The 16321-nt window shown below is 65.7% G+C and carries 15 protein-coding genes; 6 read left to right on the forward strand and 9 right to left on the reverse strand.

Annotated features, from left to right (window positions below; all coding sequences use genetic code 11):
* Positions 1-4 precede the first annotated feature (4 nt).
* On the forward strand, positions 5-664 hold the full coding sequence (gene deoC, locus SAC06_RS03455; RefSeq protein WP_350258821.1) for a deoxyribose-phosphate aldolase: 660 nt from the start codon (positions 5-7) through the stop codon (positions 662-664).
* Between the two features lie 102 nt (positions 665-766).
* Here deoC and SAC06_RS03460 read toward each other — a convergent pair whose 3' ends face one another.
* The 4 genes from SAC06_RS03460 to SAC06_RS03475 all read right to left on the reverse strand — a co-directional run bounded on the left by SAC06_RS03460 (position 767) and on the right by SAC06_RS03475 (position 7186).
* Positions 767-1819 (reverse strand): glycosyltransferase family 1 protein, encoded by a 1053-nt coding sequence (locus tag SAC06_RS03460; protein WP_350258822.1) that lies wholly within the window; start codon positions 1817-1819, stop codon positions 767-769.
* Positions 1820-1821: 2 nt separating this feature from the next.
* Positions 1822-4380 carry a sodium-translocating pyrophosphatase gene (locus SAC06_RS03465; protein WP_350258823.1) on the reverse strand — a complete coding sequence of 853 codons (2559 nt, stop codon included), beginning with the start codon at positions 4378-4380 and terminating at the stop codon, positions 1822-1824.
* Positions 4381-4671: 291 nt separating this feature from the next.
* On the reverse strand, positions 4672-6360 hold the full coding sequence (locus SAC06_RS03470) for a phospho-sugar mutase (protein ID WP_350258824.1): 1689 nt from the start codon (positions 6358-6360) through the stop codon (positions 4672-4674).
* Positions 6361-6367: 7 nt separating this feature from the next.
* A complete protein-coding gene (locus SAC06_RS03475; protein WP_350258825.1) occupies positions 6368-7186 on the reverse strand; it encodes a purine-nucleoside phosphorylase in 819 nt (272 codons plus the stop codon).
* A 100-nt stretch (positions 7187-7286) separates the two neighbouring features.
* On the opposite strand from SAC06_RS03475, the gene SAC06_RS03480 reads away from it, so the two are divergent.
* On the forward strand, positions 7287-8015 hold the full coding sequence (locus SAC06_RS03480; protein WP_350258826.1) for a TIGR00730 family Rossman fold protein: 729 nt from the start codon (positions 7287-7289) through the stop codon (positions 8013-8015).
* Between the two features lie 119 nt (positions 8016-8134).
* Complete coding sequence (locus tag SAC06_RS03485; RefSeq protein ID WP_350258827.1) at positions 8135-8299, forward strand: DUF3117 domain-containing protein; 165 nt, start codon at positions 8135-8137, stop codon at positions 8297-8299.
* Between the two features lie 20 nt (positions 8300-8319).
* On the opposite strand, the gene SAC06_RS03490 is transcribed toward SAC06_RS03485, so the two are convergent.
* Both SAC06_RS03490 and SAC06_RS03495 read right to left on the reverse strand, forming a co-directional pair.
* The gene (locus tag SAC06_RS03490) at positions 8320-8952 is read right to left on the reverse strand and encodes an O-methyltransferase (RefSeq protein ID WP_350258828.1); all 633 of its coding nucleotides are present in this window, start codon (positions 8950-8952) and stop codon (positions 8320-8322) included.
* A 129-nt stretch (positions 8953-9081) separates the two neighbouring features.
* Positions 9082-10203 carry an Mrp/NBP35 family ATP-binding protein gene (locus SAC06_RS03495; protein ID WP_350258829.1) on the reverse strand — a complete coding sequence of 374 codons (1122 nt, stop codon included), beginning with the start codon at positions 10201-10203 and terminating at the stop codon, positions 9082-9084.
* 168 nt (positions 10204-10371) lie between these two features.
* Between SAC06_RS03495 and SAC06_RS03500 the strand changes: the two genes are divergently transcribed.
* On the forward strand, positions 10372-11070 hold the full coding sequence (locus tag SAC06_RS03500) for a general stress protein (protein WP_350258830.1): 699 nt from the start codon (positions 10372-10374) through the stop codon (positions 11068-11070).
* 52 nt (positions 11071-11122) lie between these two features.
* Here SAC06_RS03500 and SAC06_RS03505 read toward each other — a convergent pair whose 3' ends face one another.
* Entirely contained in the window at positions 11123-12649 is a 1527-nt protein-coding gene (locus SAC06_RS03505) for an aminopeptidase P family protein (protein ID WP_350258831.1), read from the reverse strand.
* Between the two features lie 99 nt (positions 12650-12748).
* Here SAC06_RS03505 and SAC06_RS03510 point away from each other — a divergent pair, with 99 nt between their 5' ends.
* Positions 12749-13621, forward strand: a complete 873-nt coding sequence (locus SAC06_RS03510; RefSeq protein ID WP_350258832.1) for a PHP domain-containing protein — start codon at positions 12749-12751, stop codon at positions 13619-13621.
* Here SAC06_RS03510 and SAC06_RS03515 read toward each other — a convergent pair.
* Positions 13618-15084 carry a DEAD/DEAH box helicase gene (locus SAC06_RS03515; RefSeq protein WP_350258833.1) on the reverse strand — a complete coding sequence of 489 codons (1467 nt, stop codon included), beginning with the start codon at positions 15082-15084 and terminating at the stop codon, positions 13618-13620. The two genes, SAC06_RS03510 and SAC06_RS03515, sit on opposite strands and share 4 nt — an antisense overlap.
* Before the next feature lie 192 nt (positions 15085-15276).
* Between SAC06_RS03515 and SAC06_RS03520 the strand changes: the two genes are divergently transcribed.
* On the forward strand, positions 15277-15942 hold the full coding sequence (locus SAC06_RS03520; protein ID WP_350258834.1) for a ferritin-like fold-containing protein: 666 nt from the start codon (positions 15277-15279) through the stop codon (positions 15940-15942).
* 49 nt (positions 15943-15991) lie between these two features.
* On the opposite strand, the gene SAC06_RS03525 is transcribed toward SAC06_RS03520, so the two are convergent.
* Positions 15992-16204, reverse strand: coding sequence for a DUF3107 family protein (locus SAC06_RS03525; RefSeq protein WP_350258835.1), 213 nt, complete (start codon positions 16202-16204; stop codon positions 15992-15994).
* Positions 16205-16321 lie beyond the last annotated feature (117 nt).

The raw sequence follows: 16321 nt of genomic DNA on the forward strand, positions 1-16321 counted from the left end.
GTAGATGTCAGAACGGTTGACGCGCGACCAGGTTGCGCACATGATCGATCACACCCTACTGAAGCCGGAGGCGACCGTTTCCGACGTCGAGGCACTGGTGGAGGAAGCGGCGCGGCTGGGGACCTTCTCGGTCTGCGTGTCGCCGTCGCTGCTGCCGGTCGAGGCGCCGGCCGGGTTGGCGGTTGCCTGCGTAGCGGGGTTCCCCTCCGGGGCGCACGACTCCTCGGTGAAGGCGGCCGAGGCCGCTGCTGCCGCCGCTAACGGCGTGGACGAGGTGGACATGGTCATCAACCTGGGCCGGGCGAAAATGGGGGACTGGCAGGCAGTTGAGGACGACATTCGCGCCGTCCGCGAAGCCGCCCCCGAGGTGCTGCTGAAAGTCATCATTGAGTCCGCGGTGCTGACCGACGACGAAATCGTCGCGGCCTGCCGGGCTGCCGAAGCGGCGGGAGCCGACTACGTGAAAACCTCGACCGGGTTCCACCCGGCCGGGGGCGCGTCCGCTCACGCCGTTCGCCTGATGCGTCAAACGGTCGGCGATCGACTGGGAGTCAAGGCGTCCGGCGGAATCCGGACGGCCGAAGCCGCTGCCGAGATGATCGAGGCGGGTGCGTCCCGCCTGGGCCTCTCGGCCTCTGCCGCCATTTTGGCGGACTGGAAGTAACCAACCAAGCCGGGCTCCCTCTTCGGAGGGAGCCTTTGGCATACCCGGGATGAGAGCGGGGCCCAACCCCGATTGGGATTGGGCCCCGGTATCCGGTTTGCGCTAGTCGGCGAACGTCTGGGCGACGAAGTCCTGCACTTCCCGGTCAAAGGTGGCGTCCGAGTGGTGCTGGCTGATCCACTCCACGAAGGAGCCGCCCACCGCCCGGTCCATCTCTGCCCGGCACCCGTCGGGGTCGGTGACCGCGCGGTAGAGCATCTCCTCGGCCTCCACCTTGGACTGGTAGAAGAACGGGTACTCGGGCGGCAAAATCGCGCGCGCCCAGTCCAGGTCGGGGAAGACCCCGACCACCCCGGCCCCAAGCGCCTCCACGTAGGCCAGGCCGTAGGACTCCTCGGAGGCGGTAGCCAGCAGGGCTGTTGTCCGCGAGAGCGCCTCCCAGTAGGAGGTCCGCGACGAGGTCAGCGGGCCCACCCACACCCACGGCAGGCGCGAGAAGCGCATCGCCTTCTCACTGACCAGGTTCGACTCCTCCAGCCGCATCTCCACCTGCACCGGGGTGCGCTGGTGGACCCGCTCCAGTATCTCCATGAACAGCTCGGGCCGCTTCAGCGAGTTCAGGTAGATGGCCGGGTACTCGACGATCGGCACCTCGGTGTCCCGGCGTTGCTGGACGTGGTCGAGGCGGAACCCGAGGTTCACCCACCCGAGCGTCATCTGCTCGTAGATCGGCTGCACCGTCAGGCGGCGGACCAGTTCGGTGATCTCACCGGCCGTGCGGCGCGAGTTGGCGAAGGTTGGGAACAGCCCGCACGAGAGTGCCGTCGTGGCCTGCTGGGCCGGCGTCTCCAACTGCGACAGCGGCCACCAGAGGAAGTTCATCACCTTGGGTTGGTGGCCGGTGCTCAGGTATAGGTCGTTCCAAATGGTGGGGGAGTCGTAGACGTCGAAGTTGACGATGACGGTGTCCCGGGGATCAATCTGACTGAGAGGCACCACCTCGAACCCGTTGCCGGCTCGGCGCTCGGGGCCGATAATTTGGGCGCCGGGAAAGATCCGGAGGAAGCGCCGGGTCAGGGTGTCGCCCGCCTCGTGCCCGGCGACGTTTCCCGCCTCGTCTATCTCTGTTGCCGCTCGTTTGACCGCAATTTTCATGGTTATGCTCCGCTCTGAGTGGTGGACTGGCGGGTACCTTCGGGGAGGGGAGTCTCCGGGAGCGATTCGCCCTCGGGGTTCTCTTCCTCGCTGGTGGTGCGAATGCGCATCCCGTAGAAGGACCGGTAGACGAAGAAGTTGGCGACCAGGAAGAACGCGGCCGCGAGGACGTGGACCAGCACCTGCTGTCCCTGGCCGGTCAAGCTGACGGCCAGTTCGACGGCCAGCAGGCCGAACAGGGTGGTGAACTTGATGACCGGGTTCAGGGCGACCGAGGAGGTGTCCTTGAACGGGTCCCCGACCGTGTCACCCACGATGGTGGCGTCGTGCAGAGCGGTGCCTTTGGCATGCAGGTCCGTCTCTACCACCTTCTTGGCGTTGTCCCAGGCTCCACCGGCGTTGGCCATGTAGATGGCCTGGTAGAGGCCGAAGATGGCCAGCGACATCAGGTATCCGATCAGCAGGAACGGCTCGATGAAGGCGAAGGTCAGGGTCAGGAAGAAGACGGCCAGGAAGACGTTGAGCATCCCCTGCTGGGCGTATTCGGTGCAGATCTCCACCACGCGGCGAGAGTCCGCCGTGCTGGCTTTCTTCGAGGTGTGGTCCAGCTTGATCTTGGCTTTGATGAACTCCACCGCGCGGTAGGCCCCGGTGGTGACCGCCTGGATTGAGGCGCCCGAGAACCAGAAGATGACCGCGCCGCCCAGGATGAATCCCAGGAGGAACGGCGCGTGCATGATGGAGAGCTTGTCCAAGTTTTCGCTCAGGCCGCTGGTCAGGCCGATGATGATTGAGAAGATCATCGTGGTTGCACCCACCACCGCGGTACCAATCAGCACCGGCTTGGCCGTCGCCTTGAAGGTGTTGCCGGCGCCGTCGTTCTCTTCCAGCATCAGCTTGGCTCGGTCCCATTCGGGGGTGAACCCGAAGTCGCGGCTGATCTCAGCGTTGACGTCGGGGACCTGCTCGATCTGGGAGAGCTCGTAGACGCTCTGGGCGTTGTCGGTGACCGGCCCGTAGGAGTCGACCGCGATCGTCACCGGTCCCATCCCCAGGAACCCGAACGCCACCAGACCGAAGGCGAAGACGGCAGGGGCCTGCATGAAGTCGCCGAGGCCCGTCTCGGAAATGATGAAGGCGACCGACATCAGCCCAACGATGGCCAGCCCCAGCCAGTAGGCGGAGAAGTTGCCGGCCACCACTCCGGACAGGATGTTCAGGGAGGCGCCCCCCTCGCGCGAACTCTTCACCGTCTCGCGCACGTGGCGGGACTTGGTGGAGGTGAAGGATTTGACCAGTTCCGGCACCAGGGCGCCGGCCAGGGTCCCGCAGCTGATGATGGTGGCCAGCTTCCAGCCGAGGCCCGAGTGAGCCCCGCCCAGGATCAGGCCGGTCATCCCGAAGGTGAAACCGATGCAGATGACGGAGGTGACCCAAACCAGCGAGGATAGCGGGGTTTCGAAGTTCATCTGCGAGGCGTGGCGCCAGCGGTGGGAGACCCAGGCGGCGTTGGCCCAGTAGGCGATTCCGGAGGCGATCAGCATGGCCGCGCGAATGACGAAAATCCAGACCAGCAGCAGGGCCTGCATGGCCGGGTCGGGCACCGCCAGGATGATGAAGGTGACCAGGGCTACCCCGGTGACGCCGTAGGTCTCGAAGCCGTCCGCCGAGGGGCCGACCGAGTCGCCGGCGTTGTCGCCCACACAGTCGGCAATCACGCCGGGGTTGCGGGGGTCGTCCTCGTCAATCTTGAAGACGATCTTCATCAGGTCAGACCCGATGTCCGCAATCTTGGTGAAGATCCCGCCGGCAATCCGCAGCGCCGAGGCGCCCAGCGACTCACCGATGGCAAAGCCGATGAAGCAGGCCCCGCCAATCTCGGGGGGCAAAATCAGCAGGATCAGCAGCATCATGAACAGTTCCAGCGAGATCAGGACCATCCCAATCGACATTCCGGCCCGCAGGGGAATCTGGTGCAGCGGCAGGGGTTTGCCCCGGAGCGACGCGAACGCGGTCCGGGAGTTGGCGAAGGTGTTGACCCGGATCCCGAACCACGCCACCGAGTACGAGCCGGCCATCCCCAGCAGGGAGAACAGCACGATGGTCAGCACCCGGCCCCAGGGGAAGTTCACCAGGACCTTGTAGTAGACCACGATCACCGCGGTGATGAAGACCCAGAGGATCAGGAGGAAGCGACCCTGCTTGAGCAGGTAGGCCTTGCAGGTGGTGTAGATCAGCTCTGAGATCTCCAGCATCGACCGATGCACGGGTAGGCGCTGCAGACGCATGTAGTTGACAATCCCGAAGGCGAATCCGATCAGGCAAACTGCCAGCGCCACCCACAGGACCGTCCGTCCACCCCACCCCGCCCAGGTGAGGGCCGCGTTCAGGTCCGGCAGCTCCAAACTGGCCTCGCCGCCGTGCACCTCCCCGGATCCGGGTGGGGCTCCGCTGCCGGAGCAGGCGCCCAGAAACAGTAGGACAAAGGTGCCGAGCAGGGCGCCTTTGGCCAGGCGGGAGCGGGAGGGTCGATGGGTGTCGTCGGAAGCTGCAAAGTGCATTGTTGGCCTCGAGTTGTTGGGTTGGATGAGCTCTTTCAGCGATGAAAGACCGTCCCCTTCAGAATAGGAAGAAATGAGATAAGTTGCAGCCTCCGGTTGCCTCTGTGCACAGCCTTGCAGGCCATTTTTCGGATTGTGTGGACAATTAGGGGAAGCTAACAGGGACGGAAGTCCTCAGTCTCGATTTTGGATGAACGCCCAGGTCAAGGCCTTGCCCGAGCAGTTTCTAAGCGACAGAAGAGCCCCGACCTGCACGAACAGGTCGGGGCTCTCAGCGGCAGAGGAGAGAAGCTAGATTCCCATCGCCGCCCGCATGTCCACCTTGATGGCTTCCAGGCGCTCCGTGGCAACGGCGCGCGCCGAGGCGACGTCGTCACCTTCGACCGGGACGATGCTCTCGATGTAGCACTTCAACTTCGGTTCGGTGCCCGAGGGGCGCACCACCACCTGGTCGCCGGCCTCGGTTAGGTAGAGCAGACCGTCCGTGGGGGGCAACTCGTCACTGCCGGTGGCCAGGTCCACCGTCTCCACCACCGGGGAACCGGCGATCGTTTGGATCCCCTGCGCGCGCAGGTTCGCCATCCCCTGGGCAATCAGCGACAGGTCATCGACCCGGATCGTCAGGGGAGCGGTGGCGTGCAGGCCGTACTCGCGCGCCTGCCGGTCCAGCATCTCCTGAATGGAGGAGCCGTCGGCTTTGAGCTGCGCTGCCAGCGCCGCCAGCCGGGAGGAGGCGGAGATCCCGTCTTTGTCCCGGACGTAGTTTGGGTCGCAGCAGTAGCCCAGCGCCTCTTCGAAGCCGTACACCAGGCCGGGCACGCGAGAAATCCACTTGAATCCGGTCAGGGTGCGCCGGTGCTGGAGCCCGTAGCGCGCCGCAATCCGGGACAGTAGGCGCGAGGAAACCAGCGAGTTGGCCAGCACCGCCTCGGACTGTCCGGCCAGTTCGGCTGCCGTCTGCTCGCCGAGGAGTCCCCCAACTTCGTTTCCGGAGAGCTGGCGCCACCCGCCGGGTGCGCTCGGGTCGGGAATGGCTGCCGAGGAGCGGTCGGCGTCCGGGTCGTTGGCCAGGATAATGTCGGCGTCCAGTTTGGCAGCCAGTGCCATCGCCAAGTCCAGGGCGCCCGGCTCCTCCGGGTTGGGAAAGGCGACGGTGGGGAAGTCCGGATCCGGCTGCTGCTGCTCGGGCACGGCGGTGACGTCGGTGAACCCGAGCCGGTCCAGGGCGGCCAGCATGGTTTCGCCCCCGACCCCGTGCATGGAGGTGACCACGATCCGCAGGTCGCGGGGTCCGGGTTGGACTAGCTCCTGAATGCGAGCCAGGTACCGGTCCACCAGCTCCGACCCGAGCCACTCCCACCCGGATTCGGCCCGGGCAATTGAAGCCACCGAGGGGACCGACTGGATGGCGGTAAAAATCTCCTGGTCGTAGGGGGGAACGATTTGGGCTCCCTGCCCCGAGTCCTGGACGACTCGCCCGCCCAGGTAAACCTTGTACCCGTTGTCCTCGGGTGGGTTGTGGGAGGCGGTCACCATCACCGCGGCATCGGCATCCAGGTGGCGGAGGGCGAAGGCGGTCAGCGGGGTCGGCAGGGCCGAGTCGAAGATCAGCGCGTGGCCTCCGTTGGCTTCGGCCACCGCGGCCGTGTCGAGGGCGAACTGGCGCGAGCCGTAGCGCGCGTCGTAGCCCACCACCACGGTGTAGCCGTCGGGGAGCTTCTGCTGCAGGAACTTCATCAGCCCGGCGGCCGCCCGCAGGACCACGGCCCGGTTCATCCGGTTGGGGCCCCCACCGAGGTGACCGCGCAGGCCGGCGGTGCCAAAGGTCAGGCTGCCGGCGAACCGGTCGGCCAGATCTTCGGCGGCGGCTTCCGAGCCTGCGTCCGCCTGGTCTAGGAGTGCTTGGATTTCAGCGGCGGTGGTTTCGTCGGGATCATCCGTGATCCACCGCTCGATTTCTTCCCGGTTGTAGTTCGTCATTGGTTCCTCACATGCGGTTGACGATTTGGGCGAGCAGCTTCGCGATCCGCGGAGCGGCCGCCTGGCCAATCTCGATTACTTCTTTGTGCGACAGGGGTTCGGTGCCGATGCCGGCTGCCAGGTTGGTCATCAGCGACAGGCCCAGGATTTCCATTCCGGCTTCGCGGGCGGCAATCGCTTCGAGGGTGGTCGACATCCCGACCAGGTCGCCGCCGATGACGCCGGCCATTTTCACCTCGGCCGGAGTCTCGTACTGGGGCCCGGGGAACTGAACATAGACGCCTTCGGGCAGAGTCTGGTCGACGGTGTGCGCCAAGGTGCGCAGTCGGGTGGAGTACAGGTCGGTCAGGTCCACGAAGGTGGCGCCCTCGAGCGGGGTGGCCCCGGTCAGGTTGATGTGGTCGCGGATCAGCACGACCTGGCCCGGAGCCCAACTGGGGTTGAGCCCGCCGCAACCGTTGGTGAGCACCACCTGGGTGGCACCGGCCGCAGCCGCCGTGCGCATCCCGTGGGCGACCGCGCGGGTCCCGCGGCCTTCGTAATAGTGGGTGCGAGAGCCCAGGACCAGTGCAATCTTGCCGGTTTCCTCGACCCGGATCGTGCGCAGGCTCGCGTTGTGACCCGCCACCGCCGGAGCGTGGAAGCCGGGAATCTCCGCGGCCGGCACTTCGCTCAGGGTGGTGCCGATCAGGTCGGCCGACTCACCCCAACCGGAGCCGAGCACCAGGGCGATGTCGTATTTCTCGACCCCGGAGCGCTCACGCAGGGCGTCAGCGGCCTGCTGGGCCAAAGCAAATGGATTGTCAATACCAGGTGAATTTTCCATGACCCTACGTTACCGGTTTTACCTGTTGAAGGTATGTTTGGCGGGGTGGTTGCAGCTTGTCTGCAACAATGTTCTGTGCAATCAACTTCTGGAGGTGGCAATGAGCAAAGCAAGACGGTCGTATCGAAGCGGCTCGGCAATCATGCGGGGGGAGCAAATTCCCACCACGACCGCCGACACCGAACTGCTGCAGTCGCGCCGGCAAGACTCCTGGCGCGTGCTCCGGATCCAAGCAGAGTTTGTCGAGGGGTTCGGCGCCCTGATGGAGCTGGGCAACGCTGTCAGTGTCTTTGGCTCGGCCCGCTCGCGGGAGGGTAGCCCCGAATACCAGTTGGGGGAGGAACTCGGTCGCCTGATTGCGGAACGCGGATTTGCGGTCATCACCGGTGGCGGACCGGGCGTAATGGAGGCGGCCAACAAGGGTGCGCACGAGGCCGGCGGGATCTCGGTTGGACTTGGGATTGAGCTGCCGTTTGAGCAGGGGATCAACAAGTGGGTGGACCTGGGGGTCAACTTCCGCTACTTCTTTGCCCGCAAAGTCATGTTCGTCCGCTACTCCCGTGCCTTCGTGGCCCTGCCCGGTGGCTTTGGCACCCTCGATGAACTGTTTGAAGCCCTGACCCTGGTCCAGACCGGCAAGATCGGATCCTTCCCGATCGTGCTGGTGGGCCGCGATTTCTGGGGGCCGCTGGCGGATTGGATTCGGGACCGACTGCGTGAGGGAGGGCTGATTTCCCCCGGGGATGAGCACCTCTTTACCATCGTCGACACCGCTGAGGAGGCGGTTGCGACCATTTTCGAGTTCATGGAGAAGAACGGCCAAAGCTAGGCGCAAGAAACCGCCCCGGTCCCGGGTGGGAGCCCTTATCTCATGCCGGTTTGTGTCCTCAGCGGTAGAATAGAAGAGCACTGGCGTGTGCCGTGCCCATCTGCAGTGAGGAGTTAACCATGGCAGCGATGAAACCCCGCACCGGGGACGGCCCCCTGGAAGCCACCAAAGAGGGGCGGGGTATTGTCATGCGGATCCCCAGCGAAGGGGGTGGCCGCCTAGTCATTGAGCTGACACCGGACGAGGCGGAAGCCCTGGCCGCCGCCCTGTCGGCCGCCATCTAGCTGGCTGAAGAATCCGGGACCTAGACCCGAACCGCCACCTCGACGCCCTCTCCGATCGGCAGCAGTGAACAGACGAACTGCTCCGACTCGAGGAGGGCGCGAGTCATCTCCCGCATAATCACCGTGTTCATGTCGCGCTTGGCCGGGTTGGCCACGTTTCCATTCCACAGCGCATTGACTACCACCAGAATCCCCTGGCGGCGCAGCATCCGAGCCGCGTGGTCCAGGTACTGGGGGGTTTCCTCCGCCGGACCGTCAATCACCACCAGGTCGTAGGCATCCTCTGCCATCCGCGGCAGCACGTCCAGGGCCCGATCGTTGATGAACCGGGACCGGTGCGAGGCAATTCCGGCCTGACGGAAGTTGGCCCGGGCCGCCCGCTGGAACTCGCCCTCCGGATCGATGGTGGTCAGCACCCCGTCCGGGTTCATGCCCGCCAGCAGCCAGAGGGAGCCGACCCCGGCGCCGGTTCCGATCTCAATTACCGCCCGGGCGTCGCGGGTGGCGGCCAGGGTGCGCAGCAGCGCCCCGGTTCCCGGACTGACCGGGTCTGCCCCCAGCTCCAAGGCCACTTCGCGGGCCCGTACCATCGGTTCCGGTTCGGACACGTAGTTCTCGCAAAAGTCCCACACCTGGGCGATGTCGCGGGCCATGGCTGCTCCTTTGGAAATGAGATGGACGAGGCGCTCTGCTCACCTCGGCTCGGCGGAACCGGGCCGTTAGCTAGATTCTAGTGGGTTGTTCGCCTGCGCGGAGACCCAACCGAGGATCAACGCCGCCGATCAGAGCGGGGACACTCCCAACGGGCGACCCGCCAGGCCGCGGGCCTGCTGGGCCAGTTTGCCGCTGAGCTCGTCAAACGCCTCGGACGCGGGAGTGCTTTCCGGGGACAGGGCCACGGGCTGGCCCGCATCCCCACCCTCGCGCAGCGCAATGTCGAGGGGAACCTGACCGAGCACCGGCACCGGGTAGCCGAGGAGCTTTCCCAGCCGAGCCGAAACCATGTCCGCTCCGCCCGAGCCAAACAGGTCCAGGCGCGAGCCATCCGGCTGCGTCAGGTAGGACATGTTCTCAACCACCCCGATCACCCGCTGGTTAGTTTGGCTGGCGATGGAGCCGGAACGCTCCGCCACCTCGGCCGCCGCCACCTGCGGGGTGGTGACAATCAGAATCTCCGAGCCCGGAAGCAGCTGGGCAATGGAAATGGCGACGTCGCCGGTGCCGGGGGGCATGTCCAGCAGCAGCACGTCCAGGTCACCCCAGAAAACGTCGGCCAGGAACTGCTGCAGCGCGCGGTGTAGCATCGGTCCGCGCCAAATTACCGGTTGGCCTTCGGGGACAAACATCCCGATGGAAATGACTTTCACTCCGCCCGCGCCAATCGGGGGGATGATCATTCCGTCGATGGACTGAGGCTGGTTGGTGATACCGAGCATGCGCGGCAGCGAGAAGCCGTAGATGTCCGCGTCGAGGACCCCGACCTTCAATCCCTGCGCGGCCAGTCCCACCGCCAGGTTCGCGGTGACGGAGGACTTGCCCACCCCGCCCTTGCCGGAGGTGACCGCGATGACCCGGGTCAGTGAGCCCGGTTGCGAGAAGGGAATGTCCCGTTCCTTATGGCCGGTCAGGTATTCTCGCAGTTCCCGTTTTTGGTCGTCGTCCATCACACCCATTTTTACTTCGACGCTTTCCACCTCGGGCAGAGCCTGGACGGCCTGTTCCACGTCGCGCGTAATGGTAGATTTCAGCGGACAGCCGGGGGTGGTGAGCAGAATTTCGACCGTAACTTGACCACCGTCGATGGCGACCGAGTTGACCATTTTCAGGTCGGTGATGGGGCGATGAATTTCTGGATCTTGGACTTTTGCGAGTACTTCGAGAATCGTGTCTTCTGTCAGGGCCATGCCTCCATGTTAGGGCCTCGGTGGGCGGGTGACGAACAAGGTACGTCACAGTCGGGGCGGGCTTGGCCACCGGCGAACAAACACACGTCGCCAAGAGGGCCGCCACCCCGTAATCTGGAACGTGAGGGGCAGCCGCAATCGCGGCGGCCAGTTTGAGGAGAAAAGCCGATGAGCAACAACCGCGCCGTGAGCCGAGAAATGCCGACGCTACCCACCGGCACCGAGGTGGCATCGTACAGTCAGTACGACCAGGCGGTGGCGGCGGTGGCCGCGCTGGCGGAATCCCAATTCCCGCTTCAGTCGGTCAGCATTGTCGGCACCGACCTGCACATGGTCGAGCGGGTGGTTGGCAAGGTGACCCCCGCTCGCGTGGCACTGGTGGGGGCGGGCCAGGGCCTCAGCTGGGGGTTGCTGCTGGCCCTGATGGTGATGCTGTTTGCCGACAAGTATTCGGTGATCATTCCGCTGCTGGCCATTGGGGCCGGCATTGGGGTGGGGATGTTGACCGCGGTCCTGTCCTGGTCGGGCCAGCGGGGGCGCCGGTCGTTTGCCGCCCAGTCCCAGCTGGTGGCGACGCGCTACGCCCTGCTGGTGTCCGAACAGACGGATCGCGCATATCAGTTGCTGCAGGGATCGCAGGGAAACCTGAACCGGGTGCAGCGGCGCCGGGTTCGCCGGCCGGAAGCGTCCACCGGTCCAACGGAGTACGGTTCCCGGCCCGATGAGAAGCCTCGGTTCGGGGTGCGCCTGTCTGAGGTGTCGGGCGAGTCGGCCCCGAAACCGGCCGAGGACTCCGCCCCGGCGGGTTCCCCGGCCCCGGAGGCCGAACACTCCGAAGCGGAGACCCGACCCCCGACTGACGATTAACGGCAGAACCGGGTGGGACCCTGAAGGGTACCCACCCGGTTCTTTTTGTGTCCTACTGGGCCCAGATTCGGGCCATCCAATCTTCCACATCCGCGATGGTCCGGGGGATATCCTCGCTCAGGCGGCGAACCGAACCGTCCGCCTCCACCACGACGTCATCCTCGATCCGCACCCCGATCCCGCGGAACTCCGCGGGGACCGCCAGGTCGTCGGCCCGGAAGTAGAGTCCCGGTTCGATGGTGAAGGCCATGCCGGGCTGCAGCACCGCGTCCTGGTACATTTCTTGGCGCGCCTGGGCGCAGTCGTGTACGTCGAGGCCCAGATGGTGGGAGGTGCCGTGCGGCATCCACCGCCGGTGCTGCTGGCCTTCCGGTGCCAGCGACTCGGCCGCAGTCACCGGGAGGATCCCCCACTCTTCCAGCCGCTGCGCGATCACTTCCATCGCGGCCTGGTGGACGTCGCGGAAGCGGCAGCCGGGCTCCCCGGCCCGAACCAGGGCCGCCTCGGCCGCGTCCAGCACCGCCTGGTAGACCTTGGCCTGGGTGGGGCCAAACTTGCCGGAGACGGGCAGCGTCCGGGTGATGTCCGCGGTGTAGAGGGAGTCGATCTCCACCCCGGCATCCACCAGCACCAGAGCGTCAGCGGGCACCTGGCCGGAGTTATCCATCCAGTGCAGCGTGTTGGCGTGGTTGCCGGCCGCCGCGATCGTCTCGTACCCCAGTCCGTTGCCCTCTTCCCGGGCGGCGGTGGCGAAAGCCCCCTCAATCACGCGCTCGCCCCGACGGTGGCCCACGGCCCGGGGCAGCTCACGAATGATGCGTTCAAACCCGAGGGCGGTGGCGTCGACGGCCCGCTGCAGCTCGGCCACCTCGAACTGGTCCTTCTGGAGGCGAAGCTCTGACAGGTGCTCAACCAGGGCCGCGTCCTGGGCCACCGCGTCCGCGCCGGCCGGCAGCCCCGCCTGGACCCGCACCTCGTTCACCAGGGCTTCCACCGTGGCGTCCACCTGCGGCAGCACCCGCAGTTGGACCAAACCGGCGTCCTTCGCCAGGGCGTCCTTCAACGTGTCGATCGGAGCGCACTTCAGCCCGGTGAACAGTTCCATTTCGTCCAGCGACGGGCGGGCACCCACCCAGAACTCGCCGTAGCGCGAATCCGCATAAAACTCTTCTGACGAGCGCGACGCCCGCGGCTGGAAGTACAGCACCCCCTGGTGGGTGACCTGGCCGTCTTCCTCGACCGGCTCCAGCACCAGCACCGAGTCCGGTTCCATCTCTCCACCGAGTCCGGTCAGGTGGGCGAAGGCCGAGTGAGCCCGGAACCGGTAGTCGGTGTCGTTGCTGCGGGTCTTCAGTGATCCCGCCGGAATCACCAGCCGTTCACCGGCAAAGGGGGCCCCGGCCTCGTGGTGACGCGATGCTAAATACTGGGCCACCGGCGCCGTCTCGGTTAGCAGCGGGGGGCGCTCACCCCAGTTTGAGCCCATGAACTCTTTGAATGCGGCCGAATTTGGTCGGTGGCTGCGATTTGACCCGCGTTCCGCCAGGTCTTTCGTGGTTTCATCAGTGTTGTTCGTCATGATCTCAGTATCTCACTGCCGTCCGACAGGTTGAAACCAACCGGTTCGCTGGGGGAGGACCGCCTCGGCACCGGGACCGGCTCGCCCTAAACTGGGGCCATGATCCGCTTCGATGGCCACGTGCATTCCGACATTTCCGACGGCACCGACTCACCCGCCCGGGTGGCAGAGTTGGCCGAGCGCGCGGGCCTGTCCGGGTTTGCCCTTACCGACCACGACACGACGGTTGGTCCCGCGGTCCAAGCCAACCTCGGGCAGACCGGGCTCCTGGTCGTGCCCGGAGTGGAGATCTCCACCTCGTACCGGGGAAACTCAGCCCACCTGCTGGCCTACCTGCCCGATCCCAGCCACCCTCAACTCCAGGAGACGCTGACCCGGATTCGCTCCGCCCGGGAAAACCGGCTCCGCCAAATTGTTGAGAACATTTCTGCCGACTATCCCCAGATCACCTGGGAGCGCCTCGTGGCCAGCCAACCGCTGCCGGCACCGACCGGGGAGGCAACGCCCTGGGGACGACCCCACGTGGCTGACCTGCTGGTTGCGACCGGGGTGGTGCCGAACCGGACGGCCGCCTTCGAGACGATCCTCAGCCATCGGGGACCCTACTTCGTCAAGCAGTGGGCACCCGACCCGCGCGACATGGTTGAGCTGGTGCGTGCGGCCGGCGGGGTGCCGGTCCTGGCTCACCCCCGCACCCGGGGGCGCCAGCTCCCACTGCCGGAGGAGGTGCTGGAAGGCATGGTGGACGCGGGCCTGTTCGGGTTGGAACGAGACCACCGCGAGCACGACGAGGCCGACCGGCTAGCCCTGGACCAACTCGCCCACCGCTGGCGGATCGCCCTCACCGGCGGGTCGGATTTTCACGGGACTGGCAAGCCAAACCGCCTGGGGGAAAACCTCACCTCCCAGGCGGTGCTTGAGCAAATTCTGGCCGAGGGGACTCCCCTGAGCCAGCTCGGCTTTTCCTCCTAGTCGGAGTCGGACTTTCGCACGCGGCGCCGCTGGCGGCTCCGGGTCGACTTAGCTTCGGGAGCTGCCGAGCGGGAGGAGCCCTGATCCCGGCCCCGGCCGCGCCCGTTGGAGCTTCCCCGGCCGGACTTGGCGGGGCGGCCTCGGCCCCCCTTGCCCTCGATGTCTTCCAGCCGTTCCGCCTGGAGCCCCTCCAGCTTCCGCTGGGAGCGGGGCAGCCGATCGGTGACGTCGGTGGGGATGTCCAGGTCTTCGTACAGGTGCGGGGACGTGTGGTAGGTTTCCACCGGCTCGGGCAGGCCCAGGTCCAGGGTCTTGTTGATCAGGCCCCAGCGGGGAACGTCGTCCCAGTCGACAAAGGTGATGGCATTGCCCGAGGCGCCGGCCCGGCCGGTCCGGCCGATCCGGTGCAGGTAGGTTTTCTCATCCTCCGGGCACTGGTAGTTGATCACGTGGGAGACGTCGTCCACGTCAATGCCGCGGGCAGCCACGTCCGTGGCCACCAGGACGTCCACCTTGTGGTTCCGGAACGCCCGCAGGGCCCGCTCGCGCGCTCCCTGGCCCAGGTCCCCGTGCAGGGCGGCGACCGCGAAGCCACGTTCGGTCAGTTCCTCGGTCAGCGAGGCGGCGCTGCGCTTGGTGCGGGTGAAAATGATGGTCCGGTCGCGCCCGCGCGCCTGCAGAATCCGGGCGATAACCTCCACCTTGTTCATCGCGTGGCAGCGGTAGATGAACTGGTCGACCGTAGCGACGGTGGCCCCCTGGTCGTCCGGGTCCTGCGCCCGAATGTGGGTCGGCTGGGTCATGAACCGGCGGGCCAGCGCGATCACCGGGCCGGGCATGGTCGCGGAGAACAGCATCGCGTGGTGGTCGTGGTGAATGGAAGAGAGGAGGCGCTCGACGTCGGGCAGGAACCCGAGGTCCAGCATCTCATCAGCTTCGTCCAGGACGATCGAGTGCACCTGGGACAGGTTCAGGATCTTCCGGCGCGACAGGTCGATCAGCCGGCCGGGGGTGCCAACGATGATGTCGGCCCCGCGGGTGAGGGCCTCGATCTGGGGCTCAAAGGCCACGCCGCCGTAGACGTCGACAATCCGCACGCTCAGATGCTTGGCGGCGGCCCGCAGGTCCTCACCCACCTGCTTGCAGAGTTCACGAGTGGGCAGCACCACCAGCGCCTGGGGCAGGCCCGGGTGGGACAGCGCCGCGTACTCCGGGTCGTCGGGGCCGTGGACGTGCTGGAGCAGCGGCAGGCCGAACCCAAGGGTCTTGCCGGTGCCGGTCTTGGCCTGACCGATAATGTCGTGGCGGGTCAGCGCCACGGGCAAGGTCAGAGCTTGAATGGGGAACGGGTGGGTGATGCCCTGCTCAGCCAGAGCCTCCACCACCTCGGATCGAATCCCGAACGAGGCGAAGTCGCGCGCCTCAGGAGTCGAAGGTTGGTCAGTTTTTAGTTCTTCAGTCACAAATCTGCCTTTCGCGCAGGTCTTTTACACCAGTTGCGGGCCGATCGTGCATATCAGATGGAAGCATCTTCCAGGCCGTCTGGGGTTCGAAGGTTTTCGTTACCGACGGCAAAAACTCACAGTCTCAATACGACCGGACACCATTTCCCTCCAAGTCTAACGGTTGTGCCGGGAAGAGGTTAGGCTTGAGGCATGAACGCCACCGACAATACTGCTCCGCTGGTACCCCCGGTCCCGTCGTCAGCTCCCCTCGATGAGGGCACAAAGAATTTGGTTGGACTGCTAGCTTTCTCTGCTTTGGCCGCGATGACGCGCCTAGCCAAGGACGGGGATCAGGCACCCAGCACCGAGTTTCACGTCGAACATGCGCGGATGGCCGCACAGGCGTTTCGTGAGTTTCAACACCTGGAGCGGTTCGCGGCCGAAAACGGGTTTGACCTGATTGAGCAGGCCTCCCAGTTTGCCGGCCTGTTTGACGAAATTGATGCGCGGACCCGCCCCTCCAACTGGTGGGAGCGGTCGGTCAAAACCTACGTCACGCTGGGGATATTCTCAGATGCGCTCTCCGACATTAACGAGCGGCACCAGCTGTTTGTTGAGGAGGAATGGGACGGTGACTTCGGCCAGGGACTGTGGGTGCGTGAGCACCTGGCCCCGCTGACGGAAAAGGATCCCCAATTGGCAGCCCGACTGTCGCTGTGGGCGCGTCGGGTGGCGGGCGAGGCGTTTGGCCTGCTGCGGGCCACCCTGTTCACCTATCCGGAGCTCGCGGTGGACCCGGACACGGTCGACGCGGTGGTGGCCGCCACGATTAGGCGCCACCAGGAGCGGCTGGAGGCCGTGGGGTTGCAGCCGTAACTGACCGGGCACCTGAGACGGTGGGTCCCAGGTGCCGCTGCAGTCAGGTTCAGGCCCGCGCGAAGCCCACGCGCATTTCGCGCTCGTGGGGAATCACGATGAACGAGATGGCGTGGATCGGAATCAGGGCGCGGTTGCCCTTCGAGTCGGTCAGGTCCAGGATTTCGTCTTCCTGCTTCAGCAGTTCGCGAAGCTGCTCCGCGGTGGCAGCAGTCTCGAAGTCCAGCTGGCCGCCGTGGCGCATGCGGATCTCAATTTTCATCGGTACCTCCATAATCTGTCCTACCGTAATGGTACGAAGCTCTCGGTGGGATTGCGAACGCCTGGTGCGGCTTGTGCCCAGGGCGAACTCGACCTGTCGGAGCGATCGGGCACACTG

It is taken from the genome of Scrofimicrobium sp. R131 (assembly GCF_040256745.1).
Classification (GTDB): Bacteria; Actinomycetota; Actinomycetes; order Actinomycetales; family Actinomycetaceae; genus Scrofimicrobium; species Scrofimicrobium appendicitidis.